Source organism: Rhizobacter sp. P3_B12 (assembly GCF_056402895.1).
The window spans coordinates 1-14,725 of sequence record NZ_JBFUGN010000057.1; the positions used below are offsets into that span (position 1 = coordinate 1).

Genomic DNA, 14,725 nt, shown 5'->3' on the forward strand with positions numbered 1-14,725 from the left:
TCGACGAGGTGGCCCCGGGCGTGTACCCGAGCCTGATCCATCCCCCTTATCAATCCACCCGCAGCCGGGGCCCGATGCAGCCGCCGTTGCGCGTGAAGGCGCCGGTGCCGGCGCGCGACGGCGTGCGTTTCTCGCCCGCGCTGGTCGGCCCGAAGGATCTCGACCTCACGTCCCACGGCAGCAGCGCGCCGCTCGGCGAGAAGATCATCGTCAGCGGCCGCGTGGTCGACGAAGACGGCCGCCCGGTGCGGCGCTCGCTGCTCGAGGTGTGGCAGTGCAACGCGGCCGGCCGCTACTGGCACAAGAAAGACCAGCACGATGCGCCGCTCGACCCCAACTTCCACGGCGTCGGCAAGATGTTCACCGACGACGATGGCCGCTACCGTTTCGTGACGATCAAGCCGGGGCCGTACCCGTGGGGCAACCACGACAAGGCCTGGCGGCCGGCGCACATCCACTTCTCGCTGTTCGGCAACGTGCTGGCGCAGCGGCTGGTGACGCAGATGTATTTCGCGAACGACCCGCTGTTCGCGTTCGACCCGATCTTCCAGAGCATCCCCGACGAGGCGGCGCGAACCCGCCTGGCCGCGCACCTGGACATGGACCACACCGACGGCGGCAACGCCCTCGGCTACGACTTCGACATCGTGCTGCGCGGCCGCGACGCGACGCCGATGGATCTGTGAGCGCCGACGCCATGACGAGCCGGATCACTTCATCGCAGACCATCGGCCCGTTTCCACACGAGGGGTGGCGCTGGGCCGCCGAGCTGTCGCAGCAGGGGGCCACGGCCACCACCTGGATCACGATCGGCGGCGTGCTGTTCGACGGGCAGGGCCAGCCGGTGAGCGACGGCTGGGTCGAGGCCTGGTCACCGGCCGCGGCGACCGGCGAGCATGGGCGCCCGATGCCCGGCTTCCGCCGTTGCCCGACCGGCGAGCGCGGCGAGTTCCGCATCGAACTGGGCGCTTCGCCGCAGGCGGCGCCGGGCGAGCCGGTGGCCTGGATCACGCTGTTCGCGCGCGGCCTGTTGAAGCACCAGTTCTGCGCGGTGTTCCTGGCCGACGCGCCGGGGCTCGCGAACTCGGAACTGCTGGCGCAGGTGCCGGCGGCGCGCCGCGACACGCTGGTCGCGCAGCGCCAGGCCGACGGCAGCTACCGCTGGGACATCCACCTGCAGGGCGAGCGCGAGACGGTGTTCCTCGATTTCGAGTGAGCGTCCGGGGCCGGGGTGTCAGCGGTTCGCTGCCGCATGCGCGCGGGCGAGCAACGCATCCATTGCGACGGCCTGCGCGATCGAATCGTCGAGCGTGATGCGCACCGCCTCGTGGCCGAGTGCCGCGGCCTCGAAGTGCCGCACCATCAGCGCATACGGGTCGCAGGGCGCGAAGCGCTCGACGTGATCGCCGATGCGCAGCACCGCCTCGACGTCCTTCCAGCCGAACGGTGTCTCCAGCCTCAGTATGCCGTCGCGCAGCAGCGCCTCGAACTGCGTGTGTGGCGGCAGCGAGAACGCGCAATCGAAATGGCCGGTGACGTCGCCGTGCGCGGTGTCGAAACGCAGCGTCGCGTGCGCCGCATGGTCGACGCGGCCGCCTTCGGCATCAGGCGGCGTCAGCCCGGCCGCCACGCCGAGCACCACCGGCTCGACGCCGGCCAGCCACCGCATCAGGCTCAGCGGATAGCAGCCCAGGTCGTACAGCGCGCCGCCGCCCATGCGGCGGCTCCAGCGCACGTCGGCCGGGTCGTGCAGCGTGTAGGTGAAGTGGCTGCGCATCCATTTCAGCGGGCCCCAGGCCTCGCCGTGCAAGAGCGCCTGGGCGCGCGCGAGCTGCGGGTGGAAGCGGTGCATGAAGGCTTCCATCACCAGCCGCCCGGCGGCCGAGGCGGCGGCCTTCATCTGGCGTGCTTCGTCGGCGCTCAACGCGAGCGGCTTCTCGCACARCACGTGCTTGCCGGCTTTCAGCGCGGCGAGCGTCAGCGGCAGGTGCGCATGGTTGGGCAGCGCGATGTAGACCGCGTCGATGTCGTCGCGCTCGAGCAGCGCGTCGTAGCGCATCGCGAGCGGGATCTCGTGGGTCGCGGCGAAGGCCGCGCCGCGCACCGGATCGCTGCAGCCGAGCGCGACGATCGGGCTGCCGGTGCTGCGGAAGGCCGGGATCAGCGCCGACGCGGCGATGCGGGCGGCGCCGATCAGGCCCCAGCGCAAGGTGGGTGGTGAGGTCATGGCGGTGGTGGTGGGAGCTTTGCCCATCGTGCCAGCAATTCCTGTTCTCGCTGCGGCGTCAGCTTGCCGTCGCGCCGAGAATCGCCGGCGGCGGGGATCGGCTCGGCCAGGATGTCGGCGGCCGTCTCGTGCAACGACCGCGTGTTCAAGCCGGCCGCCCGCGCCCGCGCGACGCTGACCGCGAGGAAGCCCTGTGAATCCGCCTCGCTCGCCGGGATCCACAGCGGCAGCTCGCTCCACAGGCGCACGCCTTCGGCCTGCAGGAAGGCCTCGCTGACGAGTCGTGGTGTCGCCGATGCATGCCCCGCGTGCACGGCCGCGGCGATGCAGGCGTCGATCATCCGCGGCCAGGTCAGCGGCGCGTCGACCGGCCCGGTCGCGTTGAAGTCACCGCGCGTGCCACGCTCCAGCAGCCGCAGCATCCACGCGGCGAGGTCGCGCACGTCGATCACCTGCAGCGGCGACGGCGCCTCGGGCACCAGCATCGTGCCGCCCGCCGCGGCGCGCCACGGCCAGTGGCTGAAGCGCCCGGTCGGGTCGCCGGGCCCGACGATCAGGCCCGGCCGCACCACCAGCGCCCGCTCGCCCCACACCGCGCGCAGGGCCGCCTCGCAGGCCGCCTTCTGCGCCCCGTAGTGCGCGACGCTGCGGTCGTCCGGCGCCACGCCGTCGAACGCTGCCAGCGGCGCCCGCTCGTCTTCGCCCGGCCGAACGAGCGACGCATACGCCGACACGCTCGAGACGAACAGGTACTGCCCGGCACCGGCCAGGGCCTCCGCGCTGAGGCGCACATCGCCCGGCAGGTAGCCGCAGGTGTCGACCACCGCATCGAAGCGCCGGCCCTGCAGCGCACCGAGATCGCGCTGCCGGTCACCGGCGATGCAGTCGACGCCGGTCGGCCAGGCACTGCGCGCCCGCCCCCGGTTGAACACCGTCACCGCATGCCCGGCCGCACAGGCTGCATCGACCACGGCCGCACCGAGGAACACGCCACCCCCGAGCACCAGCAGCCTCATGGCGACACCGGCAACGGCGACGGCGCCTTCACCTCTTCCATGCAGATCATCGAACGCACGTCGTCGACGCCGGGCACCTGCATCAGGCGGTCGGTCAGGAACTGGCTCAGGCTCTTCAGGTCCTGCGCGACCACCTTCAGCAGGTAGTCGCTGTCGCCCGAGACCGTGTGGCATTCGAGGATCTGCGGGAAGGCACGGATGTCGGCCTCGACCTCGCGCACGCGGCCGAACTGGCCGCCGTCGATGTTCAGGCTGACGTAGGCCATCACGCCCAGCCCGAGCGCCTGCGGATCGACCTGCGCGCGGTAGCCGCGGATCACGCCGCGCTCTTCCAGCGCGCGCACTCGGCGGAAGCACTGCGGCGCCGACAGGTGCACCTGCGCCGCCAACTCCACGTTGCTGGCGCGGCCATCGGCTTGCAGGGCTTCCAGAATCTTGCGGTCCAGGCCGTCAATCGCTCCACCGTTCATCGCTTTGCTTTCATTGATGCATGAATCGTGCGTCAACGTCGGCAAGGATGCAAGTTTTGGAAAGCAAATTTCGCTGCCGCATCTCTAGACTGTGAGCGTTCGCTATGCACCAAGACCAGGAGTTGACATGACCACCGCCGCCCGCGCCGCCGCCCTGCACGCCCGCCACGCCACCTCGAAGGAATCTCCGATCGCGCTGGAGCAGCGCCACGGCGCCCACAACTACCACCCGTTGCCGGTCGTGCTGACGCGTGGCGAGGGCGTGCACCTGTTCGACGACCGGGGCCGGCGCTACCTCGACATGATGTCCGCCTACTCGGCCGTCAGCTTCGGCCACAGCCACCCGGTGCTGGTGCGCGCGCTCACCGAGCAGGCGCAGACGCTGGCCGTGACGAGCCGGGCCTTCCACACCGACCGGCTCGGTCCCTTCCTGCAGACGCTGTGCCGCATGACCGGCATGGCGCGGGCGCTGCCGATGAACAGCGGCGCCGAGGCGGTGGAGACCGCGATCAAGGCGGCGCGCAAATGGGCCTACAAGGTCAAGCGCGTGYCCGAGGGCCAGGCGCAGATCCTCGTCGCCGAGGGCAACTTCGCCGGCCGCACCACCACCATCGTCGGTTTCTCGACCGAGGCGCAGTACCGCGACGGCTTCGGCCCGTTCGCGCCGGGTTTCAGCGCGGTGCCGTTCGGCGATGCGCGGGCCCTGGAGGCGGCGATCACGCCGCACACCGCCGCCTTCATCGTCGAGCCGATCCAGGGCGAGGCCGGCATCATCGTGCCGCCGGCCGGCTACCTGAAGGCGGTGCGCGAGATCTGCACGAAGCACAACGTGCTGATGATCTGCGACGAGGTGCAGACCGGCCTCGGCCGCACCGGCCGGCTGCTGGCCTGCGAGCACGACGGCGTGCTGCCCGACGGGCTGGTGCTCGGCAAGGCGCTCGGCGGCGGGCTGCTGCCGGTCAGCGCGTTCCTCGCGCGCGAGGACGTGATGGCGCAGTTCACCCCCGGCGACCACGGCAGCACCTTCGGCGGCAACCCGCTGGCCGCGGCGGTCGGGCTGGCCGCCTTGCAGCTGCTGGAGCGCGAGCAGCTGGCGCGCCGTGCGCAGGAGCAGGGCGACTACCTGATGGCCCAGCTCGGCAAGCTGCGGCACCCGGCGATCACCGACATCCGCGGCCGCGGCCTGCTGGTCGGCGTGCAGATCGACCCGGCGTTCGCGAGCGCGCGCGAGGTGTGCGAGCGGCTGATGGACGAAGGCGTGCTGACCAAGGACACGCACCACACGGTGGTGCGGCTCGCGCCGCCGCTGGTGATCGAGCGGGCGCAGGTCGACGAGGCGGTGAATGCGCTGCGGCGGGTGCTGCAGGCGATCGATGCGAAGGCGGGCGTGCGGAGCGAGGCGGCGGCGGCTTGAGGGTGTGCCGCGGGCGAGGTGATGTCTCGCCTGCCGGCTTCCATCGGGGAAGTGGAACCGGCGGAGCCGCTGGGTTACTCACGTGGATATCGGTTCTTTGCCCACGGTTGCATCAATGTCCATTCAAAGCATTTCCCTCCGCTCCACTTCGATGTGGCAACCGCTTCAAGTCGAGCACCCTGACATCGTGGCGCGCATGCGTGCCGGGCGGCTGGCATCGCAGGCCCATGCGAACAAGGTCTTGTCCAAGTTGCTCGAGGCAGGAGGGCATGAGCTCCCAGCCGAACTCGTCGAGAGGACGGCTTCGTGGTTGAGGATCGTGGATCAAGAGACTTGTGCAGACGACAAGGACGGACTCGTCAAGGAACTCGGTGCCGATGTCGAGCTGAAATACGATGTGACGGGAATTGCCTTGTCGTCATTGAAGGGGCTCATTGACAGGCGAGCAGCAAACTTTCAAATGGCAGACGCTCTGCGTCACGAGCTTCCATCACAACCCATTGCATGGGCCGCCGGTCTCTTTTATGTGAGCGAGGCTCTGAAGGGAACCGTAGCGCGGATGAGTCGTGCGCTTCCCCCGCAGTTCGTGCGAGCCATCAATATCTTGATCGCCAACTTCAGGTCAGATGTGATCGCCATGGATTGGCAGGGCTGTTGCGATTCGATGGCGGCGCTGGACCGCTTCATCTCCGATCAGTTGGTGGCTTCGCCGCGTGAACTCTTGCCGAGCTATCGCGCGCTTCCAGAGATCCGGCGGCCGGATGAAGTCAAGGGGGAGGCGATGTCTTTGAGAGCGTTCATCGACACGAACAGTGGTCCGAGATGGCAACCGATTCAAGATGCGGATGCCGTGAGTCGGGCTCCTTCAAGTTCCTTGCGCATGCTGAAGACACTCATTGATGCAAGCGAGGGCTACTTCAAGGACGCGGATGTTGCTCGTCAGGATCCCCTGAAAGGATCTGACGCGTGGAGTGCCCGTCTTGCCATCGCGGCTGACTGTCTGTCTGGCGTGTACTCCGCGGTGAAATACGATCTTCCCGACGAGCTTCGGGGCGTGATTGAACGGCTGCTCAACGACTTCAAATTGGACGTCGATGGGCATGATTGGCAGGCCTGCTGCGAAACCATGGCGGCGCTGGACTGCTTGGTCTCTGGAAACCTCATCCCGTCGTCGGGCACATCCTCGTCGACCGAGGGCCTGCGCCGCCCAAGCCAAGTGCCAAGTCAGACAGAGCACGCCTTGGTGTCTTTGAGAACGGTCGTCGTCGAAAGACTTTCCAAACTCGAAATGGAGTACGTGAGCCCGGAAAACTCTGTGGGCTCCGCTTGCGTGAAAGTGGCGCGCCAACTTGCGGAGTCGCTTTCGAACTCTCTGCCACCGACGATAAGAAAATCGATTTCAGGTCGGATAAAAGGCATGCAATCGACGGGGGACAAGGGGTTGTATTTCCAGAACTTCGTTGCGTTGCGGCAATCGCTCTCGGCATGGACCCACGACGAAAGGAGCAAGCGACGAATCTGACAGGGGTGCGGCGCGAGGCAGCTACCTGCTGCGCTACCCCGAAGGCGCCGAGATCCCGCCGCACACCGACCCGGTGCAGGCGCGCCGCCATTACCGGCTCAACATCGTGCTGAAGGCCTCGCCGGCCGGCGGCGAGTTCGTCTGCGCGACGCCGATCTTCGCGACGCGGCGCATCAAGCTGTTCCGCCCCGATGCCTGCGAGCACAGCGTGACACGCGTGCTCGGCGGCAGCCGCTACGTGCTGTCGATCGGATGGGTGCTGCCGGCGCGCCAGCCCCCGGGTTAACCCGAGGCGCAGGCGGTGAATCAGTTACCGCCGCTTACACGATCCGCGCAGGGCCTGCACAGTTTTTGGCCCGCGCGTCGCACGTCGCGCTTTATTTCCGCGCCGGGCATGCCGACAAGTACGCATGTCCTCCTTCAGTCTCCCTTCCGTGCGTGACACGGCGCTGCCATCGAGCGCGCTGCCCTCACGCCTGTCCCCCAGCGCGTTCGCCTGCACCGCGATGGGCCTGGCCGGTGGCATCGCCACCTGGGCCGCGAGCGGCTGGAACGGCTGGGCGCTGCTGGTCGGCGCCGGCCTCGGCGTCGCCGGTGCCTTGTTCGACCGCCGCCAGGCCGTGCTGCGCCGGCAGCAGCGTGACGCCACCGCGGCCTTCGTCGCCGGCACCGAACGGCTCGGCCGCGAACTGCTGCCGGTCTGGGGCGGCCACATCGAAAGCTCGCGCGCGCAGATGGAAAGCGCGATCTCCGCCCTCGCACTGCGCTTCGGCGGCATCGTCGACAAGCTCGACCAGGCGATGCGCGCCTCCAACCTCGCTGCCGGCACCATGCAGGGCAGCGACCAGGGCCTGGTGGCCGTGTTCGCGCACAGCAGCAAGGAACTGAACGGCGTGCTCGATTCGCTGCGCGCCGCGATGGCCAGCAACGGCGCCATGCACGACGAGGTGCAGAGCCTGAACCGCTTCGTCGCCGAGTTGCAGGAGATGGCCGCCGAGGTCGCCAACATCGCCTCGCAGACCAACCTGCTCGCGATCAACGCCGCCATCGAGGCCGCGCACGCGGGCGAGACCGGCCGCGGCTTCTCGGTGCTGGCCCAGGAGGTGCGCAAGCTGTCGGCCGCCTCCGGCGAGACCGGCCGGCGCATGGCCGACAAGGTCGCGCTGATCGGCGACGCGATCGCCACCGCACGCCGCAGCGCCGATGCGTCGGCCGAGCGCGAGGCCGCGTCCATCGCTGCCTGCGAGACCACCATCACCAGCGTGCTCGGCGGCTTCCACACCGTCACCGATGCGCTGGTCGCGTCGGCCGACGTGCTCAAGCGCGAGAGCGTCGGCATCCAGGGCGAGATCGGCGAGGCGCTGGTGCAGCTGCAGTTCCAGGACCGCGTCAGCCAGGTGATGTCGCATGTGCGCCAGAACATCGAGCAGCTGCCGGCCGAGCTGACGCGCAGCCGCGAAGGCTTCGAGCGCGACGGCGTGCTGCAGCCGGTCGACAGCGCCGCGCTGCTGGCCCAGCTGGAGAAGACCTACGCGATGGCCGACGAACGCAGCTTGCACAGCGCGCAGGCGGGGCAAAGCGGGCAGGGCGCGCAGGCCGCCGCCGACGCCAGCGAAGAAATCACCTTCTTCTGACCCAGATCCTTTGACAACGACAGACCGGGAAGCACAACACCATGGCCAAGACCATCCTGATCGTCGACGACTCCGCCTCGGTGCGGCAGGTCGTCGGCATTTCGCTCAAGCAAGCCGGCTACGACGTGATCGAGGGGGTCGACGGCAAGGACGCGCTGAAGCAGCTGACCGGCCAGAAGGTCCACCTGATCATCAGCGACGTCAACATGCCCAACATGGACGGCATCAGCCTCGTGAAAGCCGTCAAGCAGATGCCGGCCTACAAGTTCACGCCGATCGTGATGCTGACCACCGAGTCGCAGGACGCGAAGAAGAAGGAAGGCCAGGAAGCCGGCGCCAAGGCCTGGGTCGTCAAGCCCTTCAAGCCCGAGCAGCTGCTGGGCGTCGTGCAGAAGCTCGTGCTGCCATGAGCGGGGCCGAGCGCCGGGCCGCTCCCAAGCCGGCYCGCATCCCCYCGGGGGATCGATCGATGTACYCATCGAGCGAGGGGYTGTCATGAGCGCTCTTCGCATCGAAGGCGAGCTGACGATCTACCGCGCCGCCGAACTGAAGCAGACGCTGCTCGCCGCCGTGGCGGAGCACGCGGCGGTCGAGGTCGACCTGTCGCAGGTCAGCGAGTTCGACAGCGCCGGGCTGCAGCTGCTGCTGCTCGCCAAGCGCGAGGCCGGTGCGGCCGGCCATGCGCTGCGCCTGGTCGATCACAGCCCGGCCGTCGTCGAGGTGCTGGAGCTGTTCGACCTGGCCGCGCACTTCGGCGACCCGCTGGTCGTCGGCTCCTGACGCATACCCGGAAGGCATCCCGATGAACATGGACCAGGCCCTGCAGACCTTCTTCGCGGAAAGCCGCGAACTGCTGGAAGACATGGAGGCCTCGCTGCTGCGCGTGCGCGAGGAAGACGAGCCGGCCGAGACGATCAATGCGATCTTCCGCGCCGCCCACACCATCAAGGGCTCGGCCGGGCTGTTCGGCCTCGACCAGGTGGTGGCGTTCACGCACGTCGTCGAGAGCGTGCTCGACGAGGTGCGCGAAGGCCGCATCGCCGTCGACGAGCCGATGGTCGCGCTGCTGCTGGCCTGCGGCGACCACATCGGCGCGCTGGTCGACGCGGTCGAATCCGACGCCGACCAGGTGGACCCGGCGCTGGTGCAGCGCGGCGAGCCGCTGCTGCTGCGCCTGCGCGCGCATCTGGAGCCCGTTTCGGGCGCCGTGGTGACAGCACCGGAACCGTCGTTCGAGCGCCTCGCGGCCACCGCGCACGATGCCGACCTGTGGCACATCTCGCTGCGTTTCGGCCGCGACGTGCTGCGCAACGGCATGGACCCGCTGTCCTTCATCCGCTTCCTCGGCACGCTGGGCCAGGTGGTCGGCATCGTGACGCTGGCCGACGCGCTGCCGCCGGCTGCCGAGATGGACCCCGAGTCCTGCTACCTCGGCTTCGAGATCGCGTTCCGCAGCCAGGCCGACAAGGCCGCGATCGAAGGCGTGTTCGATTTCGTGCTCGACGACTGCACGCTGCGCATCGTGCCGCCGCACAGCCGCATCGGCGACTACATCGACCTCATCAAGGCGATGCCGGAAGAATCGGCGCGCCTGGGCGAGATGCTGGTGCGCTGCGGCACCGTCACCGCGCACGAGCTGCAGGCGGCGCTCGACGCCCAGGCGCAGGCCACCCCCGCGCCGCTGATCGGCACCGTGCTGGTCGAGCAGGGCCGCGTCTCGCCGCCGGTCGTCGAGGCCGCGCTCGAGAAGCAGAAGCGCGTGAAGGAGGCGAAGACGCAGGAGAGCCAGTCGATCCGCGTCGACGCCGACAAGCTCGACCACCTGATCAACCTGGTCGGCGAGCTGATCATCGCGTCGGCCGGCGCCAGCCTGATCTCGCGCAAGACGCGCAACAGCGAGCTGCAGGAATGCCACTCGGTGCTGTCCGGCCTGGTCGAGGAGGTGCGCGACAGCGCGCTGCAGCTGCGCATGGTCAAGATCGGCGCCACCTTCAGCCGCTTCCAGCGCGTGGTGCACGATGTCTCGCGCGAGCTCGGCAAGGACATCGGCCTGGTCGTCAACGGCGAGGACACCGAACTCGACAAGACCGTGGTCGAGAAGATCGGCGACCCGCTGACCCACCTGGTGCGCAACGCGATCGACCACGGCATCGATTCGCCCGAGCTGCGCGCCGCGCGCGGCAAGCCGGCCCGCGGCACGGTGATGCTGAACGCGTTCCACGACTCCGGCAGCATCGTGATCGAGGTCAGCGACGACGGCGGCGGCCTGGACCGCGAGAGGATCCTCGCGAAGGCCGTCGAGCGCGGCCTGGTCGAGGCCGGCCGCACGCCGAGCGACGCCGAGATCTACGGGCTGATCTTCGAGCCCGGCTTCTCGACCGCCGAGAAGGTGACCAACCTGTCCGGCCGCGGCGTCGGCATGGATGTCGTCAAGCGCAACATCGTCGCGCTGCGCGGCAGCGTCGGCATCGCCAGCACGCCGGGCGAGGGCACCACCGTCACGGTGCGGCTGCCGCTCACGCTGGCCATCATCAACGGCTTCCAGATCGGCGTCGGCCGCGCGGTGTTCGTCGTGCCGCTGGACATGGTCGACGAATGCGTCGAGTTCAGCACCGAGACCGGCCACGACTACACCGACCTGCGCGGCCAGGTGCTGCCGTTCATCCGGCTGCGCGAGCTGTTCGACATCGACGGGCCGCGCAGCGCGCGGCCGAACATCGTCGTCGTCAAGCATGCCGGCCAGAAATTCGGCCTCGTCGTCGACACGCTGCTCGGCGAGGCGCAGACCGTCATCAAGCCGCTGTCGAAGATGTTCGGCCAGGTCCGCGGCATCAGCGGCTCCAGCATCCTCGGCAGCGGCGAGGTCGCCTTGATCCTCGACGTGCCGGCCCTGATGCAGAGCGCCGGCACGCCGGTCGCGGCCGCCTGATCCCATTCAATTTCCAGGGAGAACCACACCATGTTCAGCAACTTCAAGATCGGCGTCCGCCTGATCGCGGGCTTCATGCTCGTCGCGTCGATCAGCGTCGTGATCGGCTTCATCGGCATCTCCAATACCGGGCAGATGAACGAGCTGGCCGACAACATGTACAACAAGGAGCTGATGGGGCTGTCGTACATCAAGGAAGCCAACATCAACCTGATCTACATCGGGCGGGCCCGGTCGAACTTCCTGCTGGCGAGCTCGCAGGCCGAGCGCGACAAGCACATGGCGTCGATCGCGAAGAGCGTGGCGTCGATGAAGGACTACATCGAGAAGGCCAAGCCGCTGTTCGTCAGCGACCGCGCGAAGGAGGTCTTCACCGCGTTCGGCACGCTGTCGGAGGACTACCAGCGCGAGATGCAGCGTGCGCTGACGCTGGCATCGGCGAAGAAGCTGGCCGACCGCGACGAGGTGCTGGCGCAGTCGCTCGACCTGGTGCGCGACAAGGCCAACAAGCTCGACGAGATGCTCGACGAGCTGATCCGGCAGAAGGAGGAGCGCGCCAGGGCGGCCGCCGAGCACACCGAGAGCCTGTACCGCAGCAGCCGCACCGTGATGATCGGTGCGATCGCCGGCGGCGTGGTGCTGGGCCTGCTGCTCGGCTTCTTCATCAGCCGCAGCGTCAGCAAGCCGCTGGGCCGCGYGGTCGAGGCCGCGAAYCGGCTGGCCGAAGGCGACCTGACGGTGAAGATCGAGGCCACCGGCCGCGACGAGACCGCCCAGCTGCTGCAGGCGATGAAGCACATGGTCGACAAGCTGTCGCAGGTGGTGACCGAGGTGAACAGYGGCGCGGAAGCGCTGGCGGGGGCGTCGGAAGAGGTGAGCGCGACGGCGCAGTCGCTGTCGCAGGCATCCAGCGAGCAGGCCGCGGGGGTCGAGGAGACGAGCGCGTCGATCGAACAGATGACGGCGTCGATCTCGCAGAACACCGAGAACGCGAAGGTGACGGACGGGATGGCGACGAAGGCGGCGAGCGAAGCGGCCGAAGGCGGCGAGGCGGTGCGCGCGACGGTGGCGGCGATGAAGCAGATCGCGCAGAAGATCGGGATCATCGACGACATCGCGTACCAGACGAACCTGCTGGCGCTGAACGCGGCGATCGARGCGGCGCGTGCSGGCGAGCACGGCAAGGGCTTCGCGGTGGTGGCGGCGGAAGTGCGCAAGCTGGCCGAGCGCAGCCAGGTGGCGGCRCAGGAGATCGGCACGGTGGCGGGCTCGAGCGTGGAGCTGGCCGAGAAGGCGGGCCGGCTGCTGGACCAGATGGTGCCGAACATCAAGAAGACCTCGGACCTGGTGCAGGAGATCACGGCGGCGTCGGAAGAGCAGTCGTCGGGCGTCAGCCAGATCAAYGCGGCGGTGAGCCAGCTGAGCCAGACGACGCAGCAGAACGCGTCGAGCTCGGAGGAGCTGGCGGCCACGTCGGAGGAGATGAGCAGCCAGGCCGAGCAGCTGCAGCAGRCGATGTCGTTCTTCAAGCTGGCCGGTGGCCATGCCACGCAGGCCGCGAAGGCCCCGGGCCAGCCGCCGAGCAAGCCGGCCGCCCCGCGCAGCGCGAAGGCGGGCAAGCGCGCCGGTGCCGGCTCAGGCGGCTTCAACCTCGCCGGCGGCATGGCGTTCGCCGGTGCCGGCGAAGGCCCGGACGAATCGCAGTTCGCCCGTTTCTGATCCAAGCCTCTGAACCAAGGAGTCCCGCGATGACCGCACTGGTCCAGACCCACCGCGCGCCGGCCACGGCCGTGACGCGCCCTGTCGCCGCCGAGCCGGCGCAGTACCTCACCTTCATGCTGGCGGGCGAGATGTTCGCGATCGGCATCCTCGCGATCAAGGAGATCATCGAGTACCACACGCTGACCGAGGTGCCGATGATGCCGGACTGCGTGCGCGGCGTGATCAACCTGCGCGGCGCCGTCGTGCCGGTGATGGACCTGCTGGCGCGCTTCGGCCGCGCGCCGAGCCCGGTCACCAAGCGCACCTGCATCGTGATCGTCGAGGTCGAGACCGAAGGCGAGCGCCAGGTGATCGGCGTCGTCGTCGACGCGGTCAACGAGGTGCTCGACATCGCCCTTGCCGACATCGAGCCGGCACCGGCCTTCGGCGCCCGCATCCGTACCGATTTCATCCACGGCATGGGCAAGGTGCGCGGCAAGTTCGTGATCCTGCTCAACGTCGACCACGTGCTGTCGCTGGACGACCTGGGCACGCTGGCCGACGCCACCGACCGCACGCAGAACGCGCTGGCCGTCTGATTTGGCGGCCTGATCGGCCGCCTGATATTCAAGGGAAGACAAAAATGAACTGGTTCCTTCGCATGAAACTGGCGCACAAGCTGCTGGCGAGCTTCCTGTTGTGCTCGGTGCTGACCGCGCTGGTCGGCGGCTACAGCCTGTCGCGCCTGAGCGAGCTGGGCGGCGTGATCCACACGACCTACGTCGACACCGTGCTGCCGCTGCAGGACATTTCCGAGGCCCAGTCGCGCCTGACCGCGCATTCGCGCTCGTACGTGCGCCTGCCGGCCATGAAGGACCCGGCCGAGGTGAAGGAGACCATCCGCCGCTCGGCCACGCACCTCGACAAGTTCGGGGTGGCGTTGAAGGCCTACCGCGCCACCAACCTCAGCGCGACCGAACAGGCGCTGATGAAGGAGCTCGACGCGCAGCTGCCGAACTACCTGGCGCAGAACGAGAAGATCGCGCAACTGGTGCTGGAGGGCAAGTTCGACCAGGCCTCCGACCAGAGCAACGGGCCGGCGCGCAAGGCCGTCTCGGACATCGAGGCCACGATGGTCAAGGTGATCGAGGAACTGGCGAGCCAGACCAAGGCGACCAACGAGGGCGCCGAGCAGACGGTGCGCCACACCTGGACGCTGATGCTGGGCGTGATCGGGGTTTCGGTGGCAGTCGCGATCGGGCTGGGCCTGCTGGTCACCCGCGTGATCGGCCGGCAGCTCGGCGGCGAGCCCGACCAGGCCGCGGCGCTGCTGCACCAGGTGGCGGCCGGCGACCTGTCGGCGCAGATCACGCTGCGTGCCGGCGACGACAGCAGCATGCTGTTCGCGGTGAAGCAGATGGTGGGCCGCCTGAAGCAGGTGATCGACGGCCAGCGCCACGTGGTGGCGGCGGCGAACCGCGGCGACTTCAGCGCGCGCGTCGAGCTCGACGGGTTGCAGGGCTTCCAGAAGGAGATGGGAGAAGGCCTGAACGCGCTGGTGTCGACGACCGGCGACAGCATCGGCGACGTGGTGCAGGTGATGGGCGCGGTTTCCGAAGGCGACCTGACGCGGACGATCGAGCGCGACTACGAAGGCGCGTTCGCCGAGATGAAGGAATACGTCAACGCCACCGTCGACAAGCTGTCGCAGGTGGTGACCGAGGTGAACAGTGGCGCGGAAGCGCTGGCGGGGGCGTCGGAAGAGGTGAGCGCGACGGCGCAGTCGCTGTCGCAGGCATCCAGCGAGCAGGC

General features: G+C 68.7%; 14 protein-coding genes and 1 pseudogene. 12 read left to right on the forward strand and 3 right to left on the reverse strand.

What is annotated here, in order from left to right; genetic code table 11:
- Nucleotides 1-8 precede the first annotated feature (8 nt).
- Together pcaH and AC1D01_RS05580 are read left to right on the forward strand one after the other, a co-directional pair.
- Complete coding sequence (gene pcaH, locus AC1D01_RS05575; protein ID WP_477865093.1) at nucleotides 9-686, forward strand: protocatechuate 3,4-dioxygenase subunit beta; 678 nt, start codon at nucleotides 9-11, stop codon at nucleotides 684-686.
- An 11-nt stretch (nucleotides 687-697) separates the two neighbouring features.
- On the forward strand, nucleotides 698-1,216 hold the full coding sequence (locus AC1D01_RS05580) for a peptidase associated/transthyretin-like domain-containing protein (protein ID WP_477865081.1): 519 nt from the start codon (nucleotides 698-700) through the stop codon (nucleotides 1,214-1,216).
- A gap of 18 nt (nucleotides 1,217-1,234) precedes the next feature.
- On the opposite strand, the gene AC1D01_RS05585 is transcribed toward AC1D01_RS05580, so the two are convergent.
- From AC1D01_RS05585 to AC1D01_RS05595, 3 genes are read right to left on the reverse strand one after another with little or no spacing between them, the layout of a single operon-like run.
- Complete coding sequence (locus AC1D01_RS05585; protein WP_477865082.1) at nucleotides 1,235-2,227, reverse strand: Gfo/Idh/MocA family protein; 993 nt, start codon at nucleotides 2,225-2,227, stop codon at nucleotides 1,235-1,237.
- The gene (locus AC1D01_RS05590) at nucleotides 2,224-3,243 is read right to left on the reverse strand and encodes an NAD-dependent epimerase/dehydratase family protein (protein WP_477865083.1); all 1,020 of its coding nucleotides are present in this window, start codon (nucleotides 3,241-3,243) and stop codon (nucleotides 2,224-2,226) included. The genes AC1D01_RS05585 and AC1D01_RS05590 overlap by 4 nt, the downstream gene beginning before the upstream one ends.
- Entirely contained in the window at nucleotides 3,240-3,713 is a 474-nt protein-coding gene (locus AC1D01_RS05595; protein WP_047508983.1) for an Lrp/AsnC family transcriptional regulator, read from the reverse strand. Before AC1D01_RS05595 ends, AC1D01_RS05590 begins: the two co-directional genes overlap by 4 nt.
- Before the next feature lie 127 nt (nucleotides 3,714-3,840).
- On the opposite strand from AC1D01_RS05595, the gene rocD reads away from it, so the two are divergent.
- The 10 genes and pseudogenes from rocD to AC1D01_RS05645 all read left to right on the forward strand — a co-directional run.
- Nucleotides 3,841-5,127, forward strand: a complete 1,287-nt coding sequence (gene rocD, locus AC1D01_RS05600; RefSeq protein ID WP_477865084.1) for an ornithine--oxo-acid transaminase — start codon at nucleotides 3,841-3,843, stop codon at nucleotides 5,125-5,127.
- A gap of 115 nt (nucleotides 5,128-5,242) precedes the next feature.
- Nucleotides 5,243-6,649 carry a hypothetical protein gene (locus AC1D01_RS05605; protein ID WP_477865085.1) on the forward strand — a complete coding sequence of 469 codons (1,407 nt, stop codon included), beginning with the start codon at nucleotides 5,243-5,245 and terminating at the stop codon, nucleotides 6,647-6,649.
- A gap of 19 nt (nucleotides 6,650-6,668) precedes the next feature.
- Nucleotides 6,669-6,935, forward strand: a pseudogene (locus tag AC1D01_RS05610) (2OG-Fe(II) oxygenase); the annotation flags it as partial.
- A 124-nt stretch (nucleotides 6,936-7,059) separates the two neighbouring features.
- A complete protein-coding gene (locus AC1D01_RS05615) occupies nucleotides 7,060-8,283 on the forward strand; it encodes a methyl-accepting chemotaxis protein (RefSeq protein ID WP_477865086.1) in 1,224 nt (407 codons plus the stop codon).
- Nucleotides 8,284-8,324: 41 nt separating this feature from the next.
- Entirely contained in the window at nucleotides 8,325-8,693 is a 369-nt protein-coding gene (locus AC1D01_RS05620) for a response regulator (RefSeq protein ID WP_477865087.1), read from the forward strand.
- A gap of 85 nt (nucleotides 8,694-8,778) precedes the next feature.
- Nucleotides 8,779-9,063 carry an STAS domain-containing protein gene (locus AC1D01_RS05625; protein ID WP_477865088.1) on the forward strand — a complete coding sequence of 95 codons (285 nt, stop codon included), beginning with the start codon at nucleotides 8,779-8,781 and terminating at the stop codon, nucleotides 9,061-9,063.
- A 22-nt stretch (nucleotides 9,064-9,085) separates the two neighbouring features.
- Nucleotides 9,086-11,212: a chemotaxis protein CheA gene (locus tag AC1D01_RS05630; protein WP_477865089.1), complete on the forward strand. Its 2,127-nt coding sequence runs from the start codon at nucleotides 9,086-9,088 to the stop codon at nucleotides 11,210-11,212.
- Between the two features lie 30 nt (nucleotides 11,213-11,242).
- Nucleotides 11,243-12,931, forward strand: a complete 1,689-nt coding sequence (locus tag AC1D01_RS05635) for a methyl-accepting chemotaxis protein (RefSeq protein ID WP_477865090.1) — start codon at nucleotides 11,243-11,245, stop codon at nucleotides 12,929-12,931.
- Nucleotides 12,932-12,960: 29 nt separating this feature from the next.
- Nucleotides 12,961-13,512, forward strand: a complete 552-nt coding sequence (locus AC1D01_RS05640; RefSeq protein ID WP_477865091.1) for a chemotaxis protein CheW — start codon at nucleotides 12,961-12,963, stop codon at nucleotides 13,510-13,512.
- A 44-nt stretch (nucleotides 13,513-13,556) separates the two neighbouring features.
- A partial coding sequence (locus AC1D01_RS05645) for an MCP four helix bundle domain-containing protein (protein WP_477865092.1) occupies nucleotides 13,557-14,725 on the forward strand: 1,169 nt, incomplete at its 3' end.

What these genes read in the sequence shown, in the direction of transcription:
- AC1D01_RS05580 (WP_477865081.1), top strand. Translation starts at nt 698, where the DNA reads ATGACGAGCCGGATCACTTCATCGCAGACCATCGGCCCGTTTCCACAC.
- AC1D01_RS05590 (WP_477865083.1), bottom strand. Translation starts at nt 3,243, where the DNA reads ATGAGGCTGCTGGTGCTCGGGGGTGGCGTGTTCCTCGGTGCGGCCGTG.
- AC1D01_RS05595 (WP_047508983.1), bottom strand. Translation starts at nt 3,713, where the DNA reads ATGAACGGTGGAGCGATTGACGGCCTGGACCGCAAGATTCTGGAAGCC.
- AC1D01_RS05605 (WP_477865085.1), top strand. Translation starts at nt 5,243, where the DNA reads ATGTCCATTCAAAGCATTTCCCTCCGCTCCACTTCGATGTGGCAACCG.
- AC1D01_RS05615 (WP_477865086.1), top strand. Translation starts at nt 7,060, where the DNA reads ATGTCCTCCTTCAGTCTCCCTTCCGTGCGTGACACGGCGCTGCCATCG.
- AC1D01_RS05620 (WP_477865087.1), top strand. Translation starts at nt 8,325, where the DNA reads ATGGCCAAGACCATCCTGATCGTCGACGACTCCGCCTCGGTGCGGCAG.
- AC1D01_RS05625 (WP_477865088.1), top strand. Translation starts at nt 8,779, where the DNA reads ATGAGCGCTCTTCGCATCGAAGGCGAGCTGACGATCTACCGCGCCGCC.
- AC1D01_RS05630 (WP_477865089.1), top strand. Translation starts at nt 9,086, where the DNA reads ATGAACATGGACCAGGCCCTGCAGACCTTCTTCGCGGAAAGCCGCGAA.
- AC1D01_RS05640 (WP_477865091.1), top strand. Translation starts at nt 12,961, where the DNA reads ATGACCGCACTGGTCCAGACCCACCGCGCGCCGGCCACGGCCGTGACG.